General features: G+C 46.6%; 20 protein-coding genes and 2 tRNA genes. 5 read left to right on the top strand and 17 right to left on the bottom strand.

Annotated elements, in window-relative coordinates; all coding sequences use genetic code 11:
- Positions 1-10: 10 nt before the first annotated feature.
- Both BEL04_RS05380 and BEL04_RS05375 read right to left on the bottom strand, forming a co-directional pair.
- Positions 11-727 (bottom strand): LytTR family DNA-binding domain-containing protein, encoded by a 717-nt coding sequence (locus tag BEL04_RS05380; RefSeq protein WP_066001000.1) that lies wholly within the window; start codon positions 725-727, stop codon positions 11-13.
- The gene (locus BEL04_RS05375) at positions 720-1757 is read right to left on the bottom strand and encodes a sensor histidine kinase (RefSeq protein WP_066000998.1); all 1038 of its coding nucleotides are present in this window, start codon (positions 1755-1757) and stop codon (positions 720-722) included. Before BEL04_RS05375 ends, BEL04_RS05380 begins: the two co-directional genes overlap by 8 nt.
- 199 nt (positions 1758-1956) lie before the next feature.
- Between BEL04_RS05375 and BEL04_RS05370 the strand changes: the two genes are divergently transcribed.
- Positions 1957-4413, top strand: a complete 2457-nt coding sequence (locus tag BEL04_RS05370; protein ID WP_066000995.1) for a TonB-dependent receptor domain-containing protein — start codon at positions 1957-1959, stop codon at positions 4411-4413.
- A 159-nt stretch (positions 4414-4572) separates the two neighbouring features.
- Here the strand turns inward: BEL04_RS05370 and BEL04_RS05365 are convergent.
- Together BEL04_RS05365 and BEL04_RS05360 are read right to left on the bottom strand one after the other, a co-directional pair.
- Positions 4573-4646 (bottom strand) — tRNA-Ile (locus BEL04_RS05365).
- Positions 4647-4791: 145 nt separating this feature from the next.
- Complete coding sequence (locus BEL04_RS05360) at positions 4792-5067, bottom strand: helix-turn-helix transcriptional regulator (protein ID WP_066000993.1); 276 nt, start codon at positions 5065-5067, stop codon at positions 4792-4794.
- A gap of 297 nt (positions 5068-5364) precedes the next feature.
- Here BEL04_RS05360 and BEL04_RS05355 point away from each other — a divergent pair, with 297 nt between their 5' ends.
- From BEL04_RS05355 to BEL04_RS05345, 3 genes are all read left to right on the top strand, one after another.
- On the top strand, positions 5365-6006 hold the full coding sequence (locus BEL04_RS05355; protein ID WP_066000991.1) for a redoxin domain-containing protein: 642 nt from the start codon (positions 5365-5367) through the stop codon (positions 6004-6006).
- 87 nt (positions 6007-6093) lie between these two features.
- Positions 6094-6164: transfer RNA gene (locus tag BEL04_RS05350), tRNA-Cys, on the top strand.
- Between the two features lie 12 nt (positions 6165-6176).
- On the top strand, positions 6177-6632 hold the full coding sequence (locus BEL04_RS05345) for a DUF4395 domain-containing protein (protein WP_066000989.1): 456 nt from the start codon (positions 6177-6179) through the stop codon (positions 6630-6632).
- 766 nt (positions 6633-7398) lie between these two features.
- Here BEL04_RS05345 and BEL04_RS05340 read toward each other — a convergent pair.
- The 13 genes from BEL04_RS05340 to BEL04_RS05280 form a co-directional block, all read right to left on the bottom strand.
- Positions 7399-9015, bottom strand: coding sequence for a fucose isomerase (locus tag BEL04_RS05340; RefSeq protein WP_254659529.1), 1617 nt, complete (start codon positions 9013-9015; stop codon positions 7399-7401).
- A 115-nt stretch (positions 9016-9130) separates the two neighbouring features.
- Entirely contained in the window at positions 9131-9625 is a 495-nt protein-coding gene (locus tag BEL04_RS05335) for a DinB family protein (protein ID WP_066000988.1), read from the bottom strand.
- A 63-nt stretch (positions 9626-9688) separates the two neighbouring features.
- Positions 9689-10528: a DNA-binding domain-containing protein gene (locus tag BEL04_RS05330; RefSeq protein WP_066000986.1), complete on the bottom strand. Its 840-nt coding sequence runs from the start codon at positions 10526-10528 to the stop codon at positions 9689-9691.
- On the bottom strand, positions 10521-11444 hold the full coding sequence (locus BEL04_RS05325) for a DUF692 domain-containing protein (protein ID WP_066000984.1): 924 nt from the start codon (positions 11442-11444) through the stop codon (positions 10521-10523). Before BEL04_RS05325 ends, BEL04_RS05330 begins: the two co-directional genes overlap by 8 nt.
- 6 nt (positions 11445-11450) lie before the next feature.
- A complete protein-coding gene (locus tag BEL04_RS05320; RefSeq protein ID WP_083227766.1) occupies positions 11451-13715 on the bottom strand; it encodes a ferritin-like domain-containing protein in 2265 nt (754 codons plus the stop codon).
- A 372-nt stretch (positions 13716-14087) separates the two neighbouring features.
- The gene (locus BEL04_RS05315; protein WP_066000981.1) at positions 14088-14579 is read right to left on the bottom strand and encodes an isoprenylcysteine carboxyl methyltransferase family protein; all 492 of its coding nucleotides are present in this window, start codon (positions 14577-14579) and stop codon (positions 14088-14090) included.
- A gap of 3 nt (positions 14580-14582) precedes the next feature.
- Positions 14583-15641: a type III polyketide synthase gene (locus BEL04_RS05310; protein ID WP_066000978.1), complete on the bottom strand. Its 1059-nt coding sequence runs from the start codon at positions 15639-15641 to the stop codon at positions 14583-14585.
- 240 nt (positions 15642-15881) lie between these two features.
- Positions 15882-16466: an NTP transferase domain-containing protein gene (locus tag BEL04_RS05305; protein ID WP_066000977.1), complete on the bottom strand. Its 585-nt coding sequence runs from the start codon at positions 16464-16466 to the stop codon at positions 15882-15884.
- The gene (locus BEL04_RS05300; protein WP_066000976.1) at positions 16463-17599 is read right to left on the bottom strand and encodes an XdhC family protein; all 1137 of its coding nucleotides are present in this window, start codon (positions 17597-17599) and stop codon (positions 16463-16465) included. The genes BEL04_RS05305 and BEL04_RS05300 overlap by 4 nt, the downstream gene beginning before the upstream one ends.
- On the bottom strand, positions 17599-19740 hold the full coding sequence (locus BEL04_RS05295) for a xanthine dehydrogenase family protein molybdopterin-binding subunit (RefSeq protein ID WP_066000975.1): 2142 nt from the start codon (positions 19738-19740) through the stop codon (positions 17599-17601). The genes BEL04_RS05300 and BEL04_RS05295 overlap by 1 nt, the downstream gene beginning before the upstream one ends.
- Position 19741: 1 nt before the next feature.
- On the bottom strand, positions 19742-20725 hold the full coding sequence (locus tag BEL04_RS05290; RefSeq protein WP_066000973.1) for a xanthine dehydrogenase family protein subunit M: 984 nt from the start codon (positions 20723-20725) through the stop codon (positions 19742-19744).
- Positions 20722-21363 (bottom strand): (2Fe-2S)-binding protein, encoded by a 642-nt coding sequence (locus BEL04_RS05285; RefSeq protein ID WP_066000971.1) that lies wholly within the window; start codon positions 21361-21363, stop codon positions 20722-20724. The genes BEL04_RS05290 and BEL04_RS05285 overlap by 4 nt, the downstream gene beginning before the upstream one ends.
- Before the next feature lie 240 nt (positions 21364-21603).
- Positions 21604-22941 (bottom strand): dihydroorotase, encoded by a 1338-nt coding sequence (locus tag BEL04_RS05280; protein ID WP_066000970.1) that lies wholly within the window; start codon positions 22939-22941, stop codon positions 21604-21606.
- A 121-nt stretch (positions 22942-23062) separates the two neighbouring features.
- On the opposite strand from BEL04_RS05280, the gene BEL04_RS05275 reads away from it, so the two are divergent.
- Positions 23063-24424 (top strand): DEAD/DEAH box helicase, encoded by a 1362-nt coding sequence (locus tag BEL04_RS05275; RefSeq protein WP_066000968.1) that lies wholly within the window; start codon positions 23063-23065, stop codon positions 24422-24424.
- Positions 24425-24429: the final 5 nt, after the last annotated feature.

Below are 24429 nucleotides of genomic sequence, written 5' to 3'. Positions count from 1 at the left end.
TATAACTAAATCAGCCAATGCCAATGGCCCGGAGAAAAGCTGCCCGGTGCGTGGATGCAATCGGGATCTCAAAACTACCGATATATACACAGCCGCCAGCGATATGGCTGATACGGTTGCGATTAACCACAAAAGAGCGGTGTACACGCAAAAAAGCTTGGCCAGGCAAATCGCGGATAAGCGCGGAGAATGTTGTTTTAGTTATGTACTGCTGTTGCACAGTTACAACCTTGGTATAATTGCCCTGCGCTTCAAAAAAAAGGCAATCGTCATAAACTAACTGGTATATCCTGTTCTCGCAGCGGATAAAAAATGTATCCCTGGTGCTTTCAACAGTCATAGCCGTTTTCATTTCAGAGCTTCGGCCCAATTTCTCACGCACTTTATCCACAGCTATGATAAACCGTTCCAGCGAAAAAGGCTTAAGCAGGTAGTCTATGGCATCGAGATCGAAAGCCTTAACTGCGTATTCTTCATAGGCTGTAGTAAAGATCACTAACGGAACTTTTTTTAAGGTTTGCATAAAACCGATGCCATTCAATACGGGCATATTGATGTCCAGAAAGATCAGGTCGACCGCTTGCGTCGTTAAATGAGCTTTAACATCCAGTGCGTTTCCAAACTCAGCCATCACGTTTAAAAAAGGCAAATGGCTGCAGTAGTTCCGGATAATGGAACGTGCCACCGGTTCATCATCGACAATAATGCATTTGATAGGTTCAGCCATAGATTACCGGGATTTGCAGTTTAACATAGTAACGATCATCCTGGCTGTACTGTGTTAACCGGTGATCATCACCGTACAACAGGTTCAGCCGCCTGGTGGTATTGGTCAGCCCTAAACCCGAATCTTCATCTTCCAGTTCGTTTGGCGGGACCTGGTGCTGAAAGCTATTGGAAACTTCAAGGATGATTAGCCTATCAGTCAGTTTCAGGGATATGGTTATGTATATTTGCCGTTCGGTAGTGCCTTTTGCGTGCTTAAAAGCATTCTCAACGAAAATGATCAATACCATCGGGGCTATTTGAATGTTGGGATCGCTGACTACAGGCAGTTCTTTTTGCAGTGTCAGCCGGTCGCTTATCCGTATCTGTTCGAAAGTGATAAAATTTTCCAGGTACTCCAATTCATCCTTTAGCGGTACCCATATTTTTTTTGCGCCATAAACCGAGTAGCGCAGCAAAGCCGACAGTTTGAGCAGCAATGGTGGCACCCGCTCATGCTCTGCTATGGAGATACCGTACAGGTTATTGAGCACGTTGAACAGAAAATGAGGACTCAGTTGCGCCTGCAAAAGCCCAAGCTCGCTTTCTTTTTGCTCGGCTTTAGCCCGGGCTTCGCTTAACTCTTTTTGCATAGAGAAACTGATCAGCTTCAGCAAAATGCCAGCGATCATTCCGCATGCGAAAAAGGTTAGATAACCATACATCATTTCCAGGAAGTCTGCATTAGGGAAGCCCAGCATATACCTGGTGAGCAGAAGATCGGCGAATAACAGGCCAAATAATGTGGTAACACAGTACAATGAAAAGGCTGTTAAACGCCCCCGGATGTAATAACGGGTGCAGAGCCACCGACCGGCATAGACATACAGGACAAAGAAGCAGCAATTGTTAAACACACGGCTTGACATGGTTAATGGAAACCTGCCTGCGTGCAGCAAAAAAACACCAAGGCCAAAAATGACCACAATTGCCAGGCAAAATAAGAGATGCCGTTTCCATTTATTGCTGATGAACTCCTGTATTGTAACCACGATCTAAATTTCGGCAAATGCGGCCAATAATCAAGCAAGGTGTTTGGAAAGACTATTTTGGGTGACCAAACCGGTAAAAAAGGTGACTAAGCGATCCGTCAGCCATAAAAAGGATTTCGCCATCACATTCATCCTGTCTGTCCCTCAGATTTTGATCTCCGTTGTCTGCCATGCAGCTTCAGGATAAATTTTAATTTCAATGAAAACCAGATTGCCATTGCTTGTATTGTTTATGATGCTGTTTAACCGGCCTGTTCTGGCCCAGCTGGGGAATGGCCATATCAACGGAACAGTTGTTGACCCCAAGCATACACCACTTGCAGGGGCAACGGTCATCCTTTGTGCACAAACAGATACCACCATACGTCAAACCCGGATAGCCGGGCAGAGCGGCGCCTTTATTTTTGAACGGTTGGCCGAAGGTAACTACGTTCTGCGGGTTACCTGCGTGGGTTATTACACTTTTGATCTCAGGCAACTGATGATCAGTAAAACACAACCATCCCTGGCATTGCCTGCAATAATTTTACAACCGAATCAGCGGCAATCACTTAAAGAGATCACCATTTCGGCTAAAAAGCCATTGATTGAACAACGCATCGATCGCACGATAGTTAATGTAGATGCCATGCTGAGCGCCTCGGGGGGCAATGCTTTGGAAGCCCTGTCGAAAAGCCCCGGCGTAATGGTCGACCTGAACGACGACATCAGCCTGAACGGCAAACGTAATGTATTGGTGCTGATAGACGGGCGGCCTACTTATATGAGCGGTGCCGACCTGGCGGCTTATCTTCGCTCGCTGCCGGCCGGGATGCTTGACCAATTTGAACTCATCACTAATCCGCCGGCCCAATATGATGCTACAGGCGGTGCGGTGATCAATATCATCCTGAAAAAGAATCGTGCCCAAGGTTTTAACGGCGGCATTTCATTGGCCTATAACCAGGGCAAATATGCGCGAAGCAACAATGCGCTTAATCTGAACTATCATAATAGTAATTTTAACCTGTTCGGTAATTTGAGCTACAGCCTTGACCAAAATTACAGTGCCGAGAGTTACTCACGCTTTTTTGATAACCCGGATGGTTCGCTAAACAACCATACCACGCAAAATAGCTTTTACCACCAGTCCAGTAATGGCTTTAACGGCCGGGTGGGCCTGGATTTTTCAAGGCCAAATACAACATTTGGGCTGATGCTAACTGGTAATACCCGCCCCAAAAACGACCGGCTAAGTTATACGAACCAGATGCACGGCAATAACCAGTTGCCCGACTCATCGGCGACGGGGAATACCGACGGGCAATATACTTCGCAAAATATCAATCTGAACCTGAACCTGCTGCACAAGTTCGACAAGCAGGGCACCCAGGTAACAGCCGATCTGGATGCAGTGTACCTGGATGCAGATGGCAATCAGCAGTCAGACTTAACCAGTTACCAGGCAGGCGGCGTCCTTTCCGGCATACAGCAGCGTATATTTCTCACGCCGGGTAATACACGCATTTATGCCGCCAAATCGGATTTTACACATCCTTTATCAGGTAAAGCCGAATTTACTGCGGGTATAAAGTCGAGTATGGTGATCAACGATAACGCGCTTAACTGGTTCAATCAAAGCAGTTCGGTTAATCAACCTGATTATAGCAAAAGCAATCGTTTTCGATATGCCGAAAATATCAATGCTGTTTACCTCAATTTGAAGAAGAGTTGGAAACAGCTGGGCTTTCAGGCCGGGTTGCGGTTGGAAAACACCAATGCTTCCGGGCACCAGTTTGGCAATATCCTGACAGCAGACTCTGTCTTTACACGGCATTATACCAATGTGTTCCCCTCTGTGTATCTTTCTTATAAACTGGATAGCGCCGGACATAGTCGACTGACGCTGAGTTATTCTCAAAAGATCAGACGCCCCGGTTATCAGCAACTTAACCCTTTCTTATTTTACCGCGACCAGTATTCGTATACTACCGGTAACCTGGCACTTGTACCCACACCAACTAATGGTTTCGGCCTGCAATATAATTTCCGGCAGTATGTCAGCATCAGCGCCGGCTATGGTTGGGGCAATAACCAGGCACAGTTGCTTACACAAGCCTTGGGCAATGTTTTGATTACCCGTCCTTATAATTTCATCAACAATCAAAATTTCGCTTTCGTTCCGTATGTTTCGTTCGACCCGCTGAAATGGTGGACACTTCATGCTAATGCAGTGCTTATCTATATCATCAATAAAGGGAGCGCGCAAGGCGTCCGGGTCGACCAGCGGACCAATATCCACGAGATCGAAACATCCAACGAGTTCAGGATCGGGCCGGATTGGAGCGCCGAACTGGATGGCTTTTTCCCAGGTAAGCAAAGTTTCGGGCAACAGGCTGCCAACAGTAGTGTCTACAACATCAGTGCTGCTTTACGGAAGAATATGTTAAAAGGTCAGGGTTCGTTCACGCTTACCATAAACGATCTGCTCAATACATTCAACCGGTCTCAATCGCAAACGATCGGCATTGATCGGGTAGCGGCATTTTCCACTAAGGAAACAGATATCCGCCGTATCGGCCTGGCTTTTTCTTACCGTTTTGGTAAACAGGCCAACGCCCGCAAGCGAGATCACAACAACGGCGGTGCGGAAGACGAAAAGGGCAGGACGAATTGAAAATGGTATAATACTGCTCTAAAAATCTAATGAGGTAGCGTTGGGGTGACATAGTAATTTTGGGCGTACTCCATTTTTAGCGCACCGGGGTAAAAAAATGAAAAAACCCTCAAAATAAGCTATTTTGAGGGTTTGTGATTCTTGATAAATCACTTTCAGTGCGCCCACCTGGGCTCGAACCAGGGACCAAAAGATTATGAGTCTTCTACTCTAACCGACTGAGCTATAGGCGCGGTTATTCATCGTTTTTTTAACGAGGCTGCAATTTTACGCAAAAACAGACGAATTTCAAAAACTCATTTTAATTTATTTCAAAAACATTAAGGTGCGATCAATTAGACGGTAAAGAACAACTCAGGAATGGAAGCAGCATGTGCTTTATTCTTTAAAACGGTTCAGATAACTGATATACGCAGTAAAAAGCTCTTTATTTACCTTGTAACTGCTATTTCGTCCCTGCTTTTGCGCAAGCAATAAACCAGTATCCGTTAGTTGCCTGATGTGGTGCGATATGGTCGATTGTGCCAGGTTAAGCATACCAAGCACTGTAGTGTACGGAAACCAATCGCCCTTACTTTGTACTGCTTCTATAATACGTAAGCGATAGGGGTCGGCTAAAGCTTTTGATATACGTTCGGCTTGTTTCAAATCCATAACTCTGCTGCAGACAAATATATCTATTTGCATTGGAAAAAATAACTGTCAAATAATCAGTTAGTTAAGTGTAATATTGATTTTTTTCTTAATAAAATATATAATGTCTATAGATTTTATAGAAATTATTTTACATTTGCTTTATCAAAACAAAAGCAATGAGTATTGTGGAATCAAAAAAACAGATTTTTAAAAACCTTTTAAGTTGTGCTTGTGGCGGGATTGACCGAATGTGTTGTTGCATTTAAAGCAAACCCCCAAAATACACACATTCATTAATCTAAAAATTTAAATAAAATGTCTTTTCTGAATTATCAATATCCCGACTTCGACCTTGTTGAAATACAACCCGAGCTTTTGTTGCAACTTAAAAAATACCGTCAGCTCAGTCCGGTCAGGGCAGGAGCCACCATATCACAATTTACTTTCGCTAATAATTTTAATGCCTGGCAGCAGTTTTTTAATGGTGCCGAAACTCACAATCACCTGGCCATACGCCAATTGGTGAATAAACCATTGGTTTTAAGTTTTTACTCGCACCATTGGGGCCAGGAGGGGCTGGAGTTTGTTAAAGAGATGAACAGGATCAATACCGAAGTGAGAGCAAATGGCGGCAATCTGGTCATAATTACTGATGACAGGAGTGCTGAACTGCAAAAGCTTGCCTGGGAAAATAACCTGACACTCAATTTCTATTTCGATGCCGCACACAATCTCGCCGAAAAGTTTGGTATTTATCACAAAAATAGTCCGGTTTGGGAGCGATTTTCAGGCGTTGATGCCGATGTGCCGCTTTTGGCAACATTTGTTTTGAATCCTTACAGACAGGTATTATTTAGTTACAGCAACTGGAACACCGACGCCAAACTAAACACAGATAAGCTTTTGGACGAAGTTTACCAATCGGGCTTGTTTTTAAACACCCGCCGGTCTGCCTGACAAACAGGAAAATAAATCGACTGACCTCATTTAGTAACAGTTTGTAAAGCAGGATATCCGGGCGCTGATGCGCCCGGATATTATTAGGGCCAGATGGTCGAGTGGTAAGGCAGAGGTCTGCAAAACCTTTTACAGCGGTTCAAATCCGCTTCTGGCCTCAGTTTTTGGTTATGAATAATAATAATAATAATAATATAGCTTGCCCGGTTGATGGCGTAACGGTCGATGAAAATAAAGTGCGTGTAACTGCATTTTGTGTTGTGGTCCTCTCGGCCTGTTTCTTGCTGACGAATAGTTGGCCAATACTCGTCTTTTTATTGATCGATTTTTTAGCCCGGGTATTAAATCTGAATAATTACAGTTTGCTGGCCATTGCAAGCGGTTCGGTAGTTAAACAGGCAGGTGCAAAACCCAAACCTGTAGCCCGTGCGCCCAAGAAGTTTGCAGCTTTGGTTGGTTTGCTGTTTTTATCACTTACGCTGATTGCATTTCTCATCACGTTTATTTTAGTGGCAAAGCTATTAGCATCGGTAGTTTTGGTATTTGCTTCTCTGGAGGCATTCGCCGGTTTCTGTGCCGGGTGCTACGTTTACAACTGGCTAAAGCGCATCAAGGTAAGTAAGTAATCAGATTTTGGCATACCCTATAATCGCGATAGAGTAACCGTTTTTTATCCATGTTAGTGCTTTTGGCAGGCTTTTGGCAGGAAAATTCCTGTTGTTTTGTCATGTATTTAAAGTGTGTCATGTTTGGTGACAAATTGTCAAAAATATTTTTTCGACGACAATTATTTGTATGACAGTCTTGAATTTCTTCAAATCTTCTCATAAAATGGTCGGTAATGGTGTTTTGATTCGCTGAAAAAGACGAATTCGTCTTTTTTTTATGATTTTATGATCAGAATTTTCAGTTTTAACTGATTTTTTGATTTTCAGACACTGTTTTTTAGCTATTTTTTATTTAGTTCTTTTTATTTCTCTCTTGGGAGGATTTTTCACGACAAAAAAGAGGAATCGCAAATAAATTACAGATGCTGATAAAATTTGCCAGTGATTGTTGGATATCTGCAAATTTCAAAAGCTGACTTTTTTTTGACAAAGGGGATGGCTTTTGCAATGGCACATTATTAGCGGCTACCGGGTCAGAAGAGTAATATCTTATTCTACCATATCAGGTTACCCCTCCTATGACAGAATGAGGGTTATTCCGGAAAAAATTAAATAATTAAAACTCAAAAAAATTAAAGACATGATCACTGTATTAGAAGTTGCTGCTGTTATTGCTTGTATTTTGTTACCATTGGTTCCTGCAAAAAAAGTAGCAAACCACTAAATAGCAATTAACCCAAAAAAAGAAGTTTAAGGGAAGGCAATATGCCTTCCCTTTTTTGTTTTATGAGATATCGCCGCAGAGATGGACAGAGATTCCCAGTTCATCAAACGCAGCGGCTTTGATGCGGCAGGCTTTAACAGCCGTGGCAGCATCATCGCAATATACTACGTGGATATGGTTCGATTGGTGACGTGCCATCAGCTGATCGCGTGAAACGCCTTTGAGCATGCCGTGCATGATGGGCCATGGCGGTGTGGTTTCATTCCAGCGGCGCTGAGTTTCGGCAGCAGGCAATTGGGCAACTTCGCCCACACCTAAATCGCAATGCAGCGCATTGTTCATCACATAAACCCGGCTCCAAACAATATTACCAGGTTTGCTGACACCTTTTAAAGTACCGCCGCCTTTAGGGAAGAACATAGGCGGCTGGCGTTCGCTGGAAGCGCCGGCATAACCGCCGATAAGGTGTGAAGCGGGGACCGCACCCGAGATCAGGAACACCCATACAAAATCGTCGATACCATCGCCTTTGTAATGCTCACCCCAGCGGATATCGTGCAGCGTATTTTCGCCGCTCATACCTAATTCCTGCCACAGCTTATAAGTCAGTACCGCGTCAATACCGGCGCATTCGTCAACCTCGTTAAAGTGGGGGATAGCATGCCCTTCGAAGACTTCTTTACCCGTCTCATCAAAAATCGGAGGGCGCTCAATATTATTGAACAAGCCCTCGGCCAGGTCACTGGTGGCGGTTATATCTTTCATACCCTGCTGGTATTGTATGCCGATGGTATCGCAGCCAAAATAATCGGCCATGCGGCCGGCGGCGATATACATTTTGCATTGCTCGAGCGTTTGGCTGCGGGTAAGCTCATTCTTTTCGTCGGTACCCCAGTTAAAGTGCATACCTTTATCGAGCATCCATTGCAAGGCGGCTTCGGCTTCTTCATCTTTCACCAGTTGCATAGCTGCATACAGCGCCGACTGGCTCAATCGCTCTTTAAAAATACCGGTTGGATGTAATAAATGGTCAGGCACGATGGCATTGTACATCCCCATGCAGCCTTCGTCGAACACGCCCATAATAGCTTTGTTAGCACGGAATTTTTTGGCGAATGAACGCCCGGTTTGTTCTTCGTCGAGCGGTATTTTTACCAGGTCGTAATCCTTTACGTGCGAGGTATCGTGTTTTATCTTACCGGTGGTGAGCCATTCGTTTAAGGCATCCAGAAAGAATTTGTCGTCAAACTTTTCGCTCCAGATGGTGCTGTATAACACACCGGCTTTGGTTAACGAGCCGTTTAAGTTGAGCATCCCAACCAAACCCGGCCACATGCCGCTCCAATTGGCAACGGTGATGATAGGGCCTTTGTGCGTGGTTAAACCTGCTAAAACATGGTGACTGTATTGCCAGACACTTTCGGCAACGATGAGCGGCGCATCAGGATCGATGGTCTTAAAAACTTCGATACCCATTTTTTGCGAATCGATAAAGCCATGTTTCTTCTCCGCATTATAGGCGTGGGCGCGTTTAACCGAATAACCGGCATTTTCAATTGCTTTGGTAAGCAACTGCTCCATTTCGGCCTGCGCCTGCCAGCAATTTTGGTTTGCGGCAATACGCGAATCGCCGCTGGCAACGAGCGTTATCTCTTTAGGTTTGTTGTTATTGATCACGGTAGAATAGTATTAAAATTGAAAGCTGAATAATGCCTCCTAATTTCAATCACAATACTCTACGTTTTTTGTGCGTATTTATCAGGATATTGTACTTTTCTATCATGAAAAAAATTCAGGGTTCCATCAGTTCGCCTTTATCTGCAAGGGCGTTAACTGCACGTTTCAGGGCCATAATGTAGCCAAAATGCAAACCCTCGTGAAAAGGTAAAAAGCCAATGGCTTCATCGAGGTTATTGATAGTTACTCCGTAGCGGGTCGTCCATGGGGCGTGCGGGCCAAAAATATTGTTCTGATAATCGGTTTCCAACTGCTCAAGAGTTGAGAACATCAGTTTGGCGATCTCATCCACTTCCTGCCGGGTGATAAACCGCTCGGGTTTACTGCCGGGCTTAAACATGGTAAAAAACTCATCGGTAATATGCATCGGCGTATCGCCGGAGCGTTTGTAGCAAACGCCCTGCTGGGCAGCTACCATGTGCCCAAGGTTCCAGGCTATGTTATTGATGAACCCATCCGGAATATAGTTCAGCTGATCGATAGTTAAATCTTTCACGCATTCAAGCGCGCTTTTCCTGGTTTGGGTAACGGTTTCGATGACTTTTTTCATGACCAAATGTACAATGGCCGAAACGATATTTACAATACCATATTGTGATAGTTTTGCTGAGAATTATAGAGCCCTGTATACATAGCCAAAATTTTCGGCTATTGGCAACCATAACACTAAATCGGCCATGATGCTATCCGTACTTTCGCCCGATGACCGGGCGGCATCCTCAACCGCCTTGCGATAACTACCAGTGCTCTGCAGGCCCTTCAAGAAAAACCACTGCCAGGGTAGCAGCGTATGTGTATAAACAATATAATTTTTACGGCTTACTACTACATAACTTTCGGCTGGGGGCGGCGCGTCGGGTTGTTCATCATGTTGAACAGCTCTTACGAAATCGATCAGCGGGTATTGCAGGTACAACAACAGCATGCAAGGCGAAGGATGTATGCCCGCATCACCGAAAAGATGGAAAATATCCGGTTCGGATGATGTATCCGGAATTTGCGATTCAAGGCCGGGAATACGTGCTGCCTCGGCTATCGCGCGTTCGAGTGTGGCTAAATCTACGGGCAAATCGAAAGTTTGATTGCCTACAACTTTGTTTTTTGGTTGCGATGCTTTTAAAAAAGCCGGGAAGTGCTTGCCCAGGTCGTACAGATCGGGAGAGGTCGAAGGTGCCCGTATCAGGTATGCCTTGGCAAATGTTTCGAACAGATCTTCGCCCATCAGGTATTTAACGGCAGGGAACTCGGCCGACATGCATTCCAGTAACCGTGCGATGTACCCCCGTGCATAGATACCGATTTTTTGCTGTGGCGACATCCGGTCGGTGCCCCGTATTACAGCGCTATGATCCAGGTGATAATGCTGATCGGCACGCTGAACCTTTTCGGCTAAACTGCCGGGTTTAACCATAATGGATGTGAGCCAGCGTTGTATGTTAACCAATTCAGCCATTTGTAATTTGTAACTGGTGATCAACGGGGTTTGAAACAGCATTAAGGTAAGGAGAACGATAAACAGGTACATCAGGGTAATCTCCTAACAAAACCTGGCGCGCCTTGCCCACCTCGGCTACCAGCTCATCATATTCTGGTATGTTGGCATCCCATTCCAACAGGGTAGATACGCCTCCGGTAAGCTCCTGGGCCAGACGATACAATTTCCATACAGGGGTAGGCACCGACTGATCGTGGGTATCTAAAATATAATCTTCACAATCGGTAGGGCCGGCGATATGGATCTGTACCACGGCATGATGCGGGATGTTGCGGATATAAAACTCAGGGTCGAAACCATGATTGCTTCCCGAAACGAAAACGTTGTTTACATCAAGCAATAAACCACAGCCTGTTTTGTTTACCAACTCGGTCATAAATTCCCATTCGTGCAAAACGGAGCTGTGAAACTCCATATAAGTCGACGGGTTTTCGAGAATAAGGGGGCGCTGTAAAACATCCTGTACGCGGTTGACGCGTTCAGTTACATGTTCCAGGCTTTCCAGGGTAAGCGGCATCGGTAGCAGGTCGTGCGTGTTAACGTGCGCTACGCCCGTCCAGCACAAATGATCGGATATCCAGACCGGGTTGACAAAGTTGGCCAGGTCTTTTAATTGTTGCAGATAAGTCAGATTAAGCGGATCGGTACTGCCGATAGACATGGATACGCCATGCATCACTATGGGGCGCATGCCCGCAACATGCTCCAATACCCGGCGCGAGTAGCCGAAGTTATTGATATAGTTTTCGCTGATGATCTCGAACCAGTCGATAACCGGGTCGTTGTGCATCAGGTGCGAATAGTGTTTGCTGCGTAAACCAACGCCCAGGCCCAGATTTGGCAGGCCCAGGCGTTGTGTTTTGGTTTTATCCATATTGGTTTAGGTTGAAGGCGGAAAAGCTAACCTGATGTCGCTCGGCTTGGGTTTTACCGGGGGAGCAACCGGTGTACTATCACTTTTATTACGGCTCTCAATTACTTTGGTATAAGCGTCCCAGGCGATATCGTATACAAAATCGCCGATGGCGAATGGTACATCACCATCTAATTTCTTGATCTTGAAATCAGGCGCCGGGAAGTCGTTTAGCTCCATGGTGCTGTGAGTTAGCGGGTTACCGTTCGCGTCAGAAAACGCCGGGTAGATCTGCGATGCCGAAATAGGCACAGCGCAACCGCCAAAACTTCCGCACAGGTTATCGCCGGGAGCGCTGAATGGCGCTGCCGGCGGTTTGGGAGTGCTGCAGTTTGAAGGCGCTCCACAGCTTGACGGCGCAGGTTTTGGCGTACCGCAAAGGTGTGCACCGCTTTTTGAAGCCGCCATGCTCGGGCCGCAGGAACTTGAACCGCCGCATGATTTTGACTGACCTACTAATTGTACGAACCCGCAGCCACCTTCGGCTTTACACGAGTTAGAGCCGCGGCAGTTATGGTAAACTTCGGGCGAAGCACATACGTTCGGATCATCCGGATTCTCGGTGTTCAGGTCGAGGCCCTGGCAGGCATGGTACAGTTTATCTTTCTGACGTGGCTGGATAGGTGTGGCCAGATCAGGCAGTTCGCCAAATACGGCCCAGCACATCATCAAACGGTCGCCCGAGCCACCCATTGACGGGAATGGGAAGGCAACGGAGCTATCGATCCAGTATTGATCCAGTACAGTAGTAATACCGGCAATGGCGCCGGTGGCTATCTCACAAAACTGTTTGTAATTGGCAGCGCGTTTTTTTTCATCAGGGCTATTGAGCCTGTTTAACGCGCCTGCAATTTCGGCTGCGGTAGGCAATTTGGGGTTAGCTTCATTATAACCCTGGCCCATCAGGTCCTCAGGTTTCCAGGCGTTCGGGCCGCGCTGCTCGTGCCATTTTGGCCATGTTACAAGTTTGCCCGATTCAATATCTCTACGGATTTTTTCAAAACGCTCATAATGGTCGTGGGTACCGTTGTCAAACCCCGGGCGCCCGCTTTGTTCCACAGGCTTTTCACCGCCGGCGCGGGCGTAGGCGTGCGCCGAGGGGGCTGGTTTACCTTCCTGGGTATAAGATGGGTAATCTTTTTCGAGCGCCTCGTAATTGGCCTGGTTTTGTACCTGCACACGTTGCAATAAACTGTTTTTCGGCCTGATGTTACGGGTTATACCAGCGCCCTCGCCCTGATCGGTAATGGCGCATATCAGTTTGTAGATAATGTCTTTAGCGAAGCCTGGCGTAAACCCCTCGATTGTGGTTTCCAGTTGTTGAAACTCCTTATACGGGTGGCCGGAAGATACTGTATTAAATAGATCCTGCTGGATAGATGTAGGCGAATACATTTTACCCATCAGCGTTGTACCATCACTGTACTCCACGTCGAGGTAATCCCACAAACACTGGTACATGTGGCCGATGCTGCCGAACCATGGCAGGGCATCACCCTTTTGCCATTTTTTAAAAGGCACAGTAGGGAAGTAGTCATCAATTTTATCTTTCCTGATGCGCATTTTGCACTCTTTCTCGGGCGCCTCTATAGCCAGGAACAAATCGTTCTGACGGTAATTTAATTCGTCGAGCTCGACCCTAAGGCCTTTGTAATGCACTCCGCCCGACCATGGCTCACAATCCTGAAAATCAACAATACCAGGGATGGCGGTGCTGTTGTAACATTGCCAGGCGTAGTTTTTATCTTTTGGCGATAACTCGGTGAATTTCGGCTTCACCTTCAAAGCTGTCGCGATATTGGATGCCAGCTGCAGGTGAAACATCTCTTCGATAAATACGCTGAACACGGTATTAAAAGCTTCCTGGTTTTCAGGGATATTACCAAGCTGGCTTGTACCGGGCCTGAAAGTAGGCGCCAGGCCGGGCCAGATTTTCCCTACATACATGGCCGTATCTTTACTGTTGATCTGGTGCATTCCCTGGATGGAGTATAAACTCGTCATGTACAGCGGGATGGTAAACAGCTCTACATTAACGCATTGCTGTATAATGGCTTCAACACAGGCCTTGTCGGTCTCGAAATACTTAGGATCGCGATCGAAAAGGTCTTTTGGCTTTTCTGCGATCGCGTCGAAAATATCTGCCTTTTCGCCCTCTAATTCTACAAGGGCTTGTTTTTGTTCGTCGCTGGGTTCGGGCGGAACGATGTTCTTGTCTGCTTTAGGTTTCATTTTTTTGTGTGATAGGATTGGGTTTATAGTACAATTAAGTCATATCATCAATTGACAAACACATTCAGATCAGCAAACAATTACGGTGGGGGAATCATACCAAACCTACATAAATATTTATAAAAACAGCAAGTATTTAATAAAAAGATTGTGCTAAAAAATATTGAAGAATCAGCCATGTTTTAGCAATGGCTGATCCCTTTTTTATGTTTGTCAGGGGTTTTGTAGACAGTGCCTGCCTTCATCGCAAAACGGACGTTCAGTCAGTAAAAAACAGAGATAGTTATTCAAGTTGCTGATATTTAATGAGAAAAATATAAGAAATATTTCTTATGCGGTAATATTTACCGTCGATAAAAGAAAAGGAGTGGATCACATTGCTAAAACCTCGTTCTCTTTACGGATGCGGATGCTGAGCATAATGGCATTGAGTATGCTAAAGATAAGCGCAGTGAAATACAGGTGAAAGGCCAGGGGTATAATAGCTATCTCGCAAATCACAACAATATAATTGGGATGCTTTACATATTTATAAATGCCCGAGGCTACCGGCCGGCTGCCGGGTATTTTATAAATGCGGGTGTTCCAGTAATAACCCAAAGTTGATATAATGATAATTTTAATACCGATCAGTATAAAAAATAGGATTAACAGGTAATAGTTCACTTCACTGCTATTATGCCAGATATACTCCGCAATAAGTGAAAGAATAAATAGCGTATGCATGGCCACAATATAAGGGTAATGCTCGCGGCCATACTCCACAGCGCCATTTGCTACCAGCCATTTGGCGTTTCGTTTAGCGATGTACAGCTCGAACAGGCGCTGCAAAACTAAAAAGCACATGAAGAGGGTAAATATCATAGCTTAATTTTTCATATCCAGCAAAACCATTTCGCTCGAAAAGCCGGGACCCATGGCCAGCATCAGGCCATAACCGTCGGTAAAACCTTCGCGCATAAATTTTTCCAATACGTACAAAACCGTAACGCTCGACATATTGCCATAATTGTTCATGGTTTCGCGGGTATTTTTCAGGAAGTCGCCCTCAACCTTCAAAGCATCACAGTAGGCATCCAGAACTTTTTTACCGCCCGGATGGAAAATGAAGTTTTTGATATCGCTTAACTGCAGATTTTGTTTGGCTAAGAACGCCGTGATATCGTGCAGGATATTTTGATGGATGAAAGTAGGGATATCTTTCGAGAACACCACTTTAAAACCTTTATCCTGAAATTCCCAACCCATTACCTCGAGCGAGTCATAATATAATTTGCTGCTCGCGGCGACATATTTTACCCCGGTGCTGTTTTGCTGATGATTATCACCTTTAACGATACAGGCTGCAATGCCATCAGAAAATAAGCTCGACCCGATAAAATTGCTTTTACTGTAATCGGTTTTGATAAGGGTGAGGGAGCATAACTCCACCGCTACAAGCAGTACGGTTGCATCGGGGTTTGCTTTGGCCAGCGTATTGGCTTTGGCCATGCCCGATACGCCGCCTGCGCAACCTAATCCCCAAACGGGGATACGGTTGATGTGCTCGTCTAATCGTAATTGGTTAATGATCAGGGCATCCAGACTGGGCGTCGAGAGACCGGTAGTCGAAACAAAAATAATGTCGGTAATTTCGCTTTTATCTATTGCCGCCTTTCGGATCACCGCTTCAATAGCTTCCACGGAGTAATGCAGTGCGGCGCTTATGTACTCGTTATTCCGCTCTTCAAAGGTAGTAGGCTGCGTATACCATTCGAGCGGTTCCACAAAATTCCGGTCGATGATCTCGGTATTGTCAAAAGCATGGATCAACCGGTCGACCTGCGGGAAATCTTTTGAAAATAATTCGCGTGCCTGTTGTTTAACATCGAGTTGTCTGGCTCTATAAGGTAGGTCGGTTTTTGATACTGCTGCAATAAAGGGCATAAAGGGGCGATTAGAAGTTAATTAATATAACAATTAAATCCGGCTATGTTTTTATACATATACGGTTAATCGCGATACAGAGGTTTAGGCAGCGTATAATAATTACGGGCATGGCCCAAATACGTTGCCTCGTGTTATTAATTATAAAGAAAGATTTTGGGCGTTCGCCGAATGCGTCGGGTCGCGCTTTCCCGGCAAGTTTCTCGTCAGTGCCTTTTGGTAAGTACTCCGGTTTTTAGTTCAACCGCCAAGATTTATTTTCTCGTAATCATCCATCGTGTCAATATCAACTGCTCCCAACGGAAAACTTACGGTCGTTAAATCATTGGGGTGGGCAACCAATATCTTTTTAGCGCCTTCCTGCCCGGTTAGCAAAAGTAATTCGGGGAAATATTGCTGATCGAACAGAACTGGCACGCCCGTGGTATTATTATAGGAGCAGGCCACGATGCCTTTGCCGCTTTGTTTTTTCTTTTGTGCGATATCAGTAAGCAATTTTGAACTAATATGCGGCTGATCGCAAAGCATGAACATAGCGCTGTCAACACCCGAGTCTTTCAGTAAAAAATCTATACCGGCGCGGATGGAGGATGCCATACCTTCTTCCCATTGAGTGTTGATGACCACGTCAATAGGTTTAGGTGGGATAGTAGCTATAATATCATCAGCGAAAGCGCCTAAAACAACAATTACGGGGCGGTAAGGTGATTGCAGCGCAACATTGATACTGTGTTGTAAAAGGTTACTGCCCTGATATGGCAGTTGCTGTTTGGGCCTGCCCATGCGGGCCGATCGGCCCGCGGCAAGGATGATGATACCTGTCATGAAACGGCTTTAATCCCGGCATGGATAGACACCGGCTTGTATTTCAACGAATACCCTTCGCGGCCCGAGAGTACGGCTTTGATTTCGGCGATGACAGCTAAAGCGATTTCTTCCGATCCTTCCGATCCAATATCCAGGCCTACCGGCCCGTACAGTTTTTGCAGCCATTGTCCGGGAATTTTTAAACCAGTGTCTTCCAGTTCGCCTAACATGCGCTCGAGTTTCTTTTTTGGACCAAGCATACCGATATAAGGGATATCCAGCGGCAAAATTTCGCGAAGCAACGATATTTCGTAATTATAATTATGCGTCATCAGCACCAATACGCTGCGTTCATCTAAATTGAGGTGAGATAATACCTGCTCCGGTTTGGCGCAAATAACCTGCCTGGCGCCGGGGAACCTGTCGGCTTTAGCGTAATTGGTGCGTCCGTCAATTACAGTTATATCCCAGCCCAAAACAGCAGCTATCTGCGTAAGCGGAACAGCATCGTTGCCGGCGCCGATGACAACAACAGATACAACGGGTTTAATGTGCTCCACAAAGCCGGTATATTCTGTATCGTTCCAATAAGTTTTGGTTAAAGATGTGCCGGTCCGCAAAACATCCAATGCATCGTTGACCAAACTATCTTTAAACGCGTGGTTTGTTAAAGAACTTTTAACAAAGCCGTCGCCGGTTATCATTAAGCAGGTTCCGGGCTGCCCGGCTTTTCTATCCTGCAAAGAAAATAAAGTAACCAGTACGGCATTTTGGCGCTTGCCACTGATACTCTTTAATAGCTGGATGGGATTATTGTTGTTTTCGGGATAGATCGGTTCGATCAGGATATGGATAATGCCATTGCAGCCAAGGCCAACACCTAATTTGGCGTCATCGTCGTCGGTGGTATCGTAAGTAACCAGCATGGGCTGTTGCTGCGTCATAGCCAAACGGGCTTTACGCAAGGCATCGCCTTCAAGGCAGCCGCCGCTGATAGCGCCGGTCAGTTCGCCATCTTCGGTTACCAGCATACGTGCGCCTGCGCGGCGGTAAGCAGAGCCTTCCACCAGCACCACTGTCGCCAAAGCGGTTTGCTTGCCCTGCCTGGCGGCAACATCGTATGCTTTGATGATATCGTTGATCTCTTTCATCAGATCAGTTTATCGGGCGTAATCGGCATTTCGCGTACGCGTTTGCCGGTGGCGTTATACACCGCGTTTGCGATGGCGGGAGCGAAGCCGATGATCGATATTTCACCGATGCCCTTGGTACCCATAGGGTTCAAAACCGGGTCGGGCTTATCAATAAACACTGCTTCGATATCCGGCACATCGGCGTGTACGGGCACGTGATAATCAGCAAAATTACCGTTGATATAACGGCCGTAACGGTCGTCAAACAGGGCTTCTTCTGTCAGCGCCATACCTATACCGCCAACCACACCGCCGATCATCTGGCTACCGGCTGTTTTATGATTGATGATGGTGCCGGCATCCACAACGGCCACGGCTTTCACCACTTTTACCTGTCCGGTAACTGAGTGAACATGAACTTTACAAAAGTGTGCCGAGAAAGAGTACATCGAATATTTTGAACCTTCATCACCACCTTGCGAACCTTGTGTAATCTCGAGGTAAGGAAGGTTTTGCTGTTTGATGATATCGGTATAATTGCCCGGCGACAGATCGCTCTCGGTTTTGCCGGATAGCTCCATCAGTTTCTTTTTAAGCGCCAGGCTTGCATCGTGCACGGCCGAGCCTACTGACGAAACGGTAGATGATCCGCCTTGTTGTCCGGCTTGTGGAAAGGCGGAGTTACCGAGTTCGAAAGTGATCTTATCGGTAGGCATACCCAAAGCGTCAGACGCGATCAATACCATTGAGGTAGCTGTTCCGGGCCCGATATCAGCAGTAGCACACTGAATGTTCACGTTGCCGTCGGCGTTGATGCGGATCTTGGCGGTTGCCCGTCCGCGGTGGGCACCGAAAACGCCGCAGCCAATGCCGTAGCCCACCAGCCAGTCGCCCTCTTTAACAGCACCCGGAGTTTGGCTGCGGTTGCTCCAGCCGATCTTTTCGGCGCCGATGCTGTAGCATTCCTTTAAATATTTGCTGGAGTAGGGCAGGTTCCTTTCGGGATCGTTCTCCGCATAGTTTTTTAAACGCAACGCTATCGGGTCTATATTGAGTTTGTACGATAGCTCATCCAATGCCGATTCGATAGCATAAGCGCCGGTAGCTTCGCCCGGCCCGCGCATAGGGGCCGGAGCGCCAACGTTTAACGGGATGATCTTATAACGGGTAGTTACGTTCGGACTGGCGTATAAAAAGCGCGAAACGTTGTTGGATCCTTCAGTAAACTCTTCAAACACCGACGATTGCGAATATGATTCGTGGGTGATACCCACCAGTTGGCCATCGGCTGTGGCGCCCAAACCTATCTTTTGAATGGTTTTTGGCCGGTAGCCCACCATGGTGAACTGTTGCTCGCGGGTAAGCAGCAACTTTACGGGTCGACCAACCTTTTTGGCTGCCATTACGGTAGCGATCTCGTGCGGCCAGGTACGCAGCGCCGAACCGAAAGCACCGCCCACAAAACGCGAATTGACCTGCACTTTGTCGTCGGTGAGCTTAAAGGTGTTCATGATGCTTTGCTGTGTGGCCTTAACGCCCTGTGATTTAGTGTACACGGTAACTTTATCACCATCCCACATTGCCGTGGTATTGTGCAGTTCCATCGGGCTGTGCACCTCCGTTGGCAGCATATAAGTTTGTTCAACCTGCACCGGGGCGGTTTTGTAAGCGTCTATTGCTCCACGCTGATAATCCTTGCCGCGGCTTGGCGATATCGCGTTGGCCAGGTTATCTTCAAGACTGGTTTTGTGCTCGTCTTTTTGATAGGTTGCTTTTACAAGTGATGCCGCGTACGTAGCCCGTTCAAAGGTGTCGGCAACAACCATAGCCACAGGCTGCCCGTTAAAAAATATTTTATCGCCGCCAAAAACGCGGTAATTGGGTTTACCATTTGCCGCGATGGCGCTGGCCTGGTAGCCGGCCAATTGCGGGGCATTTAAGTGTGTGATAATGGTTAACACGCCGGGTGCACGCTCCGCTGCTCTGGTATCAATGGCAGTGATGGTCCCGCTGGCGATTGTGCCCGATACCAGCACCGCGTATGTAAGATTGGGTATGTTAAACTCGGCAGAGTAGGTAGCGGCGCCGGTAACTTTTAAACGGCCGTCAACGCGGTCCATAGGTTCGCCGATGACAGATTTTTTCAATTCCTTTTCCATATTATGCTACGCTTGCTGCTGTTTTTAATGCCTGGACAATGGTATTGTGCCCAAGCTTTACCTTAAACTCGTTGTATTTGTAGGTTTTGGCTCCCTGCATGGCAATCTGTGCCGCTTGCTTAAAGTTGTCGATAGTAGCTTGTTTGCCGATGAGCGAAGCTTCGGCAGCATGCAGGCGCCATGGTTTGTGTGCCACGCCACCCATAGCCAGTTTGGCATTTTTAATTATTCCACCTTCGATATTTAAAACGGCAGCTACCGAGACCAACGCGAAGGCATACGATGTACGGTCGCGCACTTTTAAATAGGCTACGTTTTTAGTTTGTCTGGCATCCGGGATATCTACACCCAAGATCAGTTCGCCTTTTTGCAGGGTATTGTCGTGCTCAGGGTGATCTCCCGGTAAACGGTGAAAATCAGCAAAAGGCATACGGCGTTCGCCTTTGGGGCCGAGCACGGTCACGGTAGCATCCAGTGCCGCCAGGGCCACACACATATCGCTGGGATGCACGGCTATACAGCTTTCGCTTGCGCCGAAAATGGCATGCATACGGTTAATGCCCCCGATAGCGCCACAGCCGCTGCCAGGCTCGCGTTTGTTACAAGGCATATTGACATCGAAAAAATAGCCGCAGCGTGTACGCTGCAGCATATTGCCGCCTACTGTAGCCATGTTGCGCAATTGCTGCGTGGCTCCCGAATTTAGTGCGAGGGCCAGCACCGGGTGATGTTGCAGGATCAAACTGTTTTCGGCAACCTGGCTGTTCAATGCCAATGCGCCGATATGTATACCGGTTGGTGTTTTTTTGATGTCTTTCAGCGGCAAACGAGTGATGTCGACAAGCTTATCCGGCTTTGCCACGCCCATTTTCATCAGGTCGATCAGATTGGTGCCGCCGGCGATGAACTGCGTATTGGCATCTTTAACAAGAGCTTTAACAGCTGCAGCCTGCTCTGTGGCGCGTATGTATTCAAACTGGTTCATACTTTTTGCCCTCCTTTGCTTACCTCGTAAATAGCTTTTACAATATTGGGGTAAGCACCGCACCGGCAGATGTTACCGCTCATATATTCACGGATATTACTTTCGGTATTGGCATGCCCCTCACGTATACAGGCCACGCCCGACATGATCTGCCCCGGCGTGCAGTAGCCACACTGAAAACCGTCGTGCTTAATAAAAGCTTCCTGTAGTGGGTGCAACTCGTCGCCATTAGCCAAACCCTCGATGGTGGTGATGTGGTGCCCGTCGTGCATCACGGCTAAACTCAAACACGAGTTGACACGTTTACCGTCGACATGTACGGTACAGGCGCCGCACTGGCCGCGGTCGCAGCCTTTTTTGGTGCCGGTAAGATGCAGTTGCTCGCGCAGTAGGTCGAGCAAAGTAACGCGCGGTTCAACGGATACATCATGTTTTACGCCATTAACAGTAAGGCTAACCGGTATTTTTTCAAAAACTGCGGCAATTTTTTCGTCCAGGCCGCTTTCGGCGGCTTTAACCAAACCGGTAGGCGCCAGGGTAATGGCAGTTAAAACGGATGATTGTTTCAGGAAATCTCTTCGCGTACCGTTCAGCAGTTCATCGCTTACGGTCGCATTATCGGGCTTTTTTGAGGCCATAATATCAGTTTATAGTCGTGAACTAAATTACAAAATTATCTGGCAACAAATTGTTGAGTAACTATAAAGTTATACAAGGCTGTTGGCTATTTGTTTAGGAATATTGGCAGTCGAAATCAGAATCAGGATGCAAAAGTCAGGATGCAGGAAGTAGTGGCATTTGCAGTAGCGGTAAGTACACATCTCATGAATAAGGAAAATTGCTGCTGTCACTGCCACTTTAAATTGGGTTGGCTGTAGTTATCTGATCTCAAATTTTAACCTTTGTCCCATTTCCTTATCAATCAGCTTACCATCGGCGTAAGCCAAATTGCCTGATACGATGGTGTGTGTAATGGCTGATTGAAACGTTTGACCCTCGAAGGGGCTCCAACCGCATTTGTATAAAATGTTTTGTCTGGCGACAGCCCATGGAGCGTTGAGGTTAACCAATACTAAGTCGGCCCAGTAGCCTTCGCGGATAAAGCCGCGTTTTTCAATATTAAAACAAACGGCCGGTGCATGCGCAGCTTTATCGGCGATCTGCTCTAAAGTAAGTTTGCCCTGGTGGTGCATTTCTAATAAAGCCGGCAAAGCATGTTGCACCAGTGGGCCGCCAGAGGGTGCCTGGAGATAAGCTTTGGCTTTTTCTTCAATGGTATGCGGGGCATGGTCAGTAGCTATGATGTCGATATGGTTATCCAACACCGCTTTTAAAATACCATCACGGTCGGTTGCGGTTTTAACGGCCGGGTTCCACTTGATGAGGTTGCCTTTGGTTTCGTAATCGGCATCGCTGAACCAGAGGTGATGTACGCAGGCTTCGGCAGTAATTTTTTTATCTTTTAGCGGGATGGTATTATCAAATAAATGCGTTTCACGCTCGGTAGAAATATGCAGAATATGCAAACGGGTATCGTGTTTTTTTGCCAGTTCAATCGCCATTGACGACGATAGATAACAAGCTTCAGCACTGCGTATTTTCGGGTGCAGCTTTACAGGAATGTTCTCGCCGAGTAATTGTTTAAAATGTTCGAGGTTATCTTTAATGGTTTGCTCATCTTCGCAATGTGTGGCAATGAGCATTGGGCATTCGGCAAAAAGTTTCTCTAAAGTAGTAGGGTTATCAACCAGCATATTACCGGTAGATGAACCCATAAAAACTTTAATGCCGCAAACATTGGCTGCATCTGTGCGCAAAACCTCATCTAAATTATCATTGCTGGCCCCCATGAAGAATGAGTAGTTGGCCAGTGAGGTACGCGCCGCGATATCGTACTTATCCTGTAATAGTTGCTGTGTGAGGGTATTGGGTACTGTATTGGGCATCTCCATAAAGCTGGTAATGCCACCGGCTACTGCGGCCCGCGACTCGCTGCGGATATCTGCCTTGTAAGTCAATCCAGGCTCGCGGAAATGTACCTGATCGTCTATCATCCCTGGTAACAGGTATAAACCTTCGGCGTTAATAGTCTGGTCGATATATTGATCAATATGGCTATCAATGCGTTCGATGATGCCATTTTTGATGAGTACGTCGGCAATAAATTGGCGGCCTTCGTTAACTATGGTTGCTTGTTTGATGAGGATGGTGGACATAGGATACTATATTTAGTCCGAAAGTCGGAAAAGTCCGCAAGTCCGCAAAAGTAAAATGGTAAAATACTTTCGGTCTTGCCGTCTTTCGGACTTCCCGACTTAAAACCTTACCTTTGCCGCCATGTCTGTAACTTTCGAAGATTTTGGCTTTAACCGGCAAATACTGAACGCAATTGCCGATGCCGGCTATACCGAAGCTACGCCGATACAGCAAAAAGCCATCCCTCCGATAATGAACGGGCAGGATGTGATGGGTATCGCCCAAACCGGAACGGGCAAAACCGCTGCCTACATGCTGCCCATCATTATGAAGCTGAAATACCCGCAGGGTAATGATGTGCGTGCTTTAATTGTGGCGCCAACCCGCGAACTGGCCATACAGATAGAAGAGAACGCCAAACAGTTTGCCACTTATACCGGTTTGCGCATTGTTTGCCTGTACGGCGGGCTTGGCCCCAAAACCCAAAAAGAGCTGATAGATAAAGGCGTGGATATCATCGTAGCTACGCCGGGGAGGTTTATGGATGTTTACCTGGCAGGCCATATCGTAACCAAAACCTTGCAGGTATTGGTTTTGGATGAAGCGGATAAGATGATGGATATGGGCTTTATGCCACAGATAAACCGCATACTGGAAGTTGTTCCGCGGAAGCGGCAGAACCTGTTGTTTTCGGCTACCATGTCCGACAAGGTGAACCAGCTTTCGGCGAATTTCCTGGAGTTTCCGACGATGATCGAGGTAACGCCCCAGGCTACGCCGGCCCAAACTGTGGCGCAATGTTTATACCAGGTACCCAATATCAAAACCAAGATCAATCTGCTTAAATACCTTCTCGATCAGCCTGAAGATATTAAAAAACTCATTATATTCTGCAAAACGCGCTATGCTGCCGAGGATGTGTACAAGTTTTTACTGCGCAAGTTCGGCGAAAAGGAGGTAAGGGTTTTACATGCCAATAAAGGGCAGAATACCCGCATTAACTCCATCAACGCGTTTAAGAATGATGAGGTGAAGATTTTGGTAGCTACTGATGTAGCCGCACGAGGCATTGATGTAAGTGATGTGAGCCATGTGATCAATTTTGATGTGCCGATTATTTACGAAGATTATGTACACCGTATCGGTCGTACAGGCCGGGCCTTTCAACATGGCGAGGCCATTACTTTTTGCACTCCGGCCGAAGAATATTACATAAAAAAGATAGAAAAGCTCATCCGCCAACAAATTACTGTGATACCTTTGCCGCCTGAAGTTTTTGTTGAGGAAACGCCTTACCAGGAGCGGCAGGACCAGGCGATGGAGATAGACGTGCAGAAACGCCGTGAAGACCCCGGGTTTAAAGGTGCCTTTCATGAAAAGAAGACCGCTAACCAACGCAAAAAGTTTGATGTTGCGCATGCCAAAGCAGGCAAACCTGCCGCCCGAAACAACAGGCCGGGTAAAAAAGCCGCGGCACAAAAAGAAAACAGGAAAAGACGATAACCAAT

Origin of the sequence: Mucilaginibacter sp. PPCGB 2223, from assembly GCF_001705515.1 — a bacterium.
Lineage (GTDB): Bacteria > Bacteroidota > Bacteroidia > Sphingobacteriales > Sphingobacteriaceae > Mucilaginibacter.
The sequence above is the reverse complement of the archived record's forward strand: the minus strand, read 5'-3'. Positions and strand labels throughout refer to the sequence as shown.

Excerpts from the sequence above, each read along its gene's own strand:
- BEL04_RS05380 (WP_066001000.1), bottom strand. The coding sequence starts at position 727 with ATGGCTGAACCTATCAAATGCATTATTGTCGATGATGAACCGGTGGCA.
- BEL04_RS05370 (WP_066000995.1), top strand. The coding sequence starts at position 1,957 with ATGAAAACCAGATTGCCATTGCTTGTATTGTTTATGATGCTGTTTAAC.
- BEL04_RS05360 (WP_066000993.1), bottom strand. The coding sequence starts at position 5,067 with ATGGATTTGAAACAAGCCGAACGTATATCAAAAGCTTTAGCCGACCCC.
- BEL04_RS05355 (WP_066000991.1), top strand. The coding sequence starts at position 5,365 with ATGTCTTTTCTGAATTATCAATATCCCGACTTCGACCTTGTTGAAATA.
- BEL04_RS05345 (WP_066000989.1), top strand. The coding sequence starts at position 6,177 with ATGAATAATAATAATAATAATAATATAGCTTGCCCGGTTGATGGCGTA.
- BEL04_RS05335 (WP_066000988.1), bottom strand. The coding sequence starts at position 9,625 with ATGAAAAAAGTCATCGAAACCGTTACCCAAACCAGGAAAAGCGCGCTT.
- BEL04_RS05330 (WP_066000986.1), bottom strand. The coding sequence starts at position 10,528 with ATGGCTGAATTGGTTAACATACAACGCTGGCTCACATCCATTATGGTT.
- BEL04_RS05325 (WP_066000984.1), bottom strand. The coding sequence starts at position 11,444 with ATGGATAAAACCAAAACACAACGCCTGGGCCTGCCAAATCTGGGCCTG.
- BEL04_RS05320 (WP_083227766.1), bottom strand. The coding sequence starts at position 13,715 with ATGAAACCTAAAGCAGACAAGAACATCGTTCCGCCCGAACCCAGCGAC.
- BEL04_RS05315 (WP_066000981.1), bottom strand. The coding sequence starts at position 14,579 with ATGATATTTACCCTCTTCATGTGCTTTTTAGTTTTGCAGCGCCTGTTC.
- BEL04_RS05310 (WP_066000978.1), bottom strand. The coding sequence starts at position 15,641 with ATGCCCTTTATTGCAGCAGTATCAAAAACCGACCTACCTTATAGAGCC.
- BEL04_RS05305 (WP_066000977.1), bottom strand. The coding sequence starts at position 16,466 with ATGACAGGTATCATCATCCTTGCCGCGGGCCGATCGGCCCGCATGGGC.
- BEL04_RS05300 (WP_066000976.1), bottom strand. The coding sequence starts at position 17,599 with ATGAAAGAGATCAACGATATCATCAAAGCATACGATGTTGCCGCCAGG.
- BEL04_RS05295 (WP_066000975.1), bottom strand. The coding sequence starts at position 19,740 with ATGGAAAAGGAATTGAAAAAATCTGTCATCGGCGAACCTATGGACCGC.
- BEL04_RS05290 (WP_066000973.1), bottom strand. The coding sequence starts at position 20,725 with ATGAACCAGTTTGAATACATACGCGCCACAGAGCAGGCTGCAGCTGTT.
- BEL04_RS05285 (WP_066000971.1), bottom strand. The coding sequence starts at position 21,363 with ATGGCCTCAAAAAAGCCCGATAATGCGACCGTAAGCGATGAACTGCTG.
- BEL04_RS05280 (WP_066000970.1), bottom strand. The coding sequence starts at position 22,941 with ATGTCCACCATCCTCATCAAACAAGCAACCATAGTTAACGAAGGCCGC.
- BEL04_RS05275 (WP_066000968.1), top strand. The coding sequence starts at position 23,063 with ATGTCTGTAACTTTCGAAGATTTTGGCTTTAACCGGCAAATACTGAAC.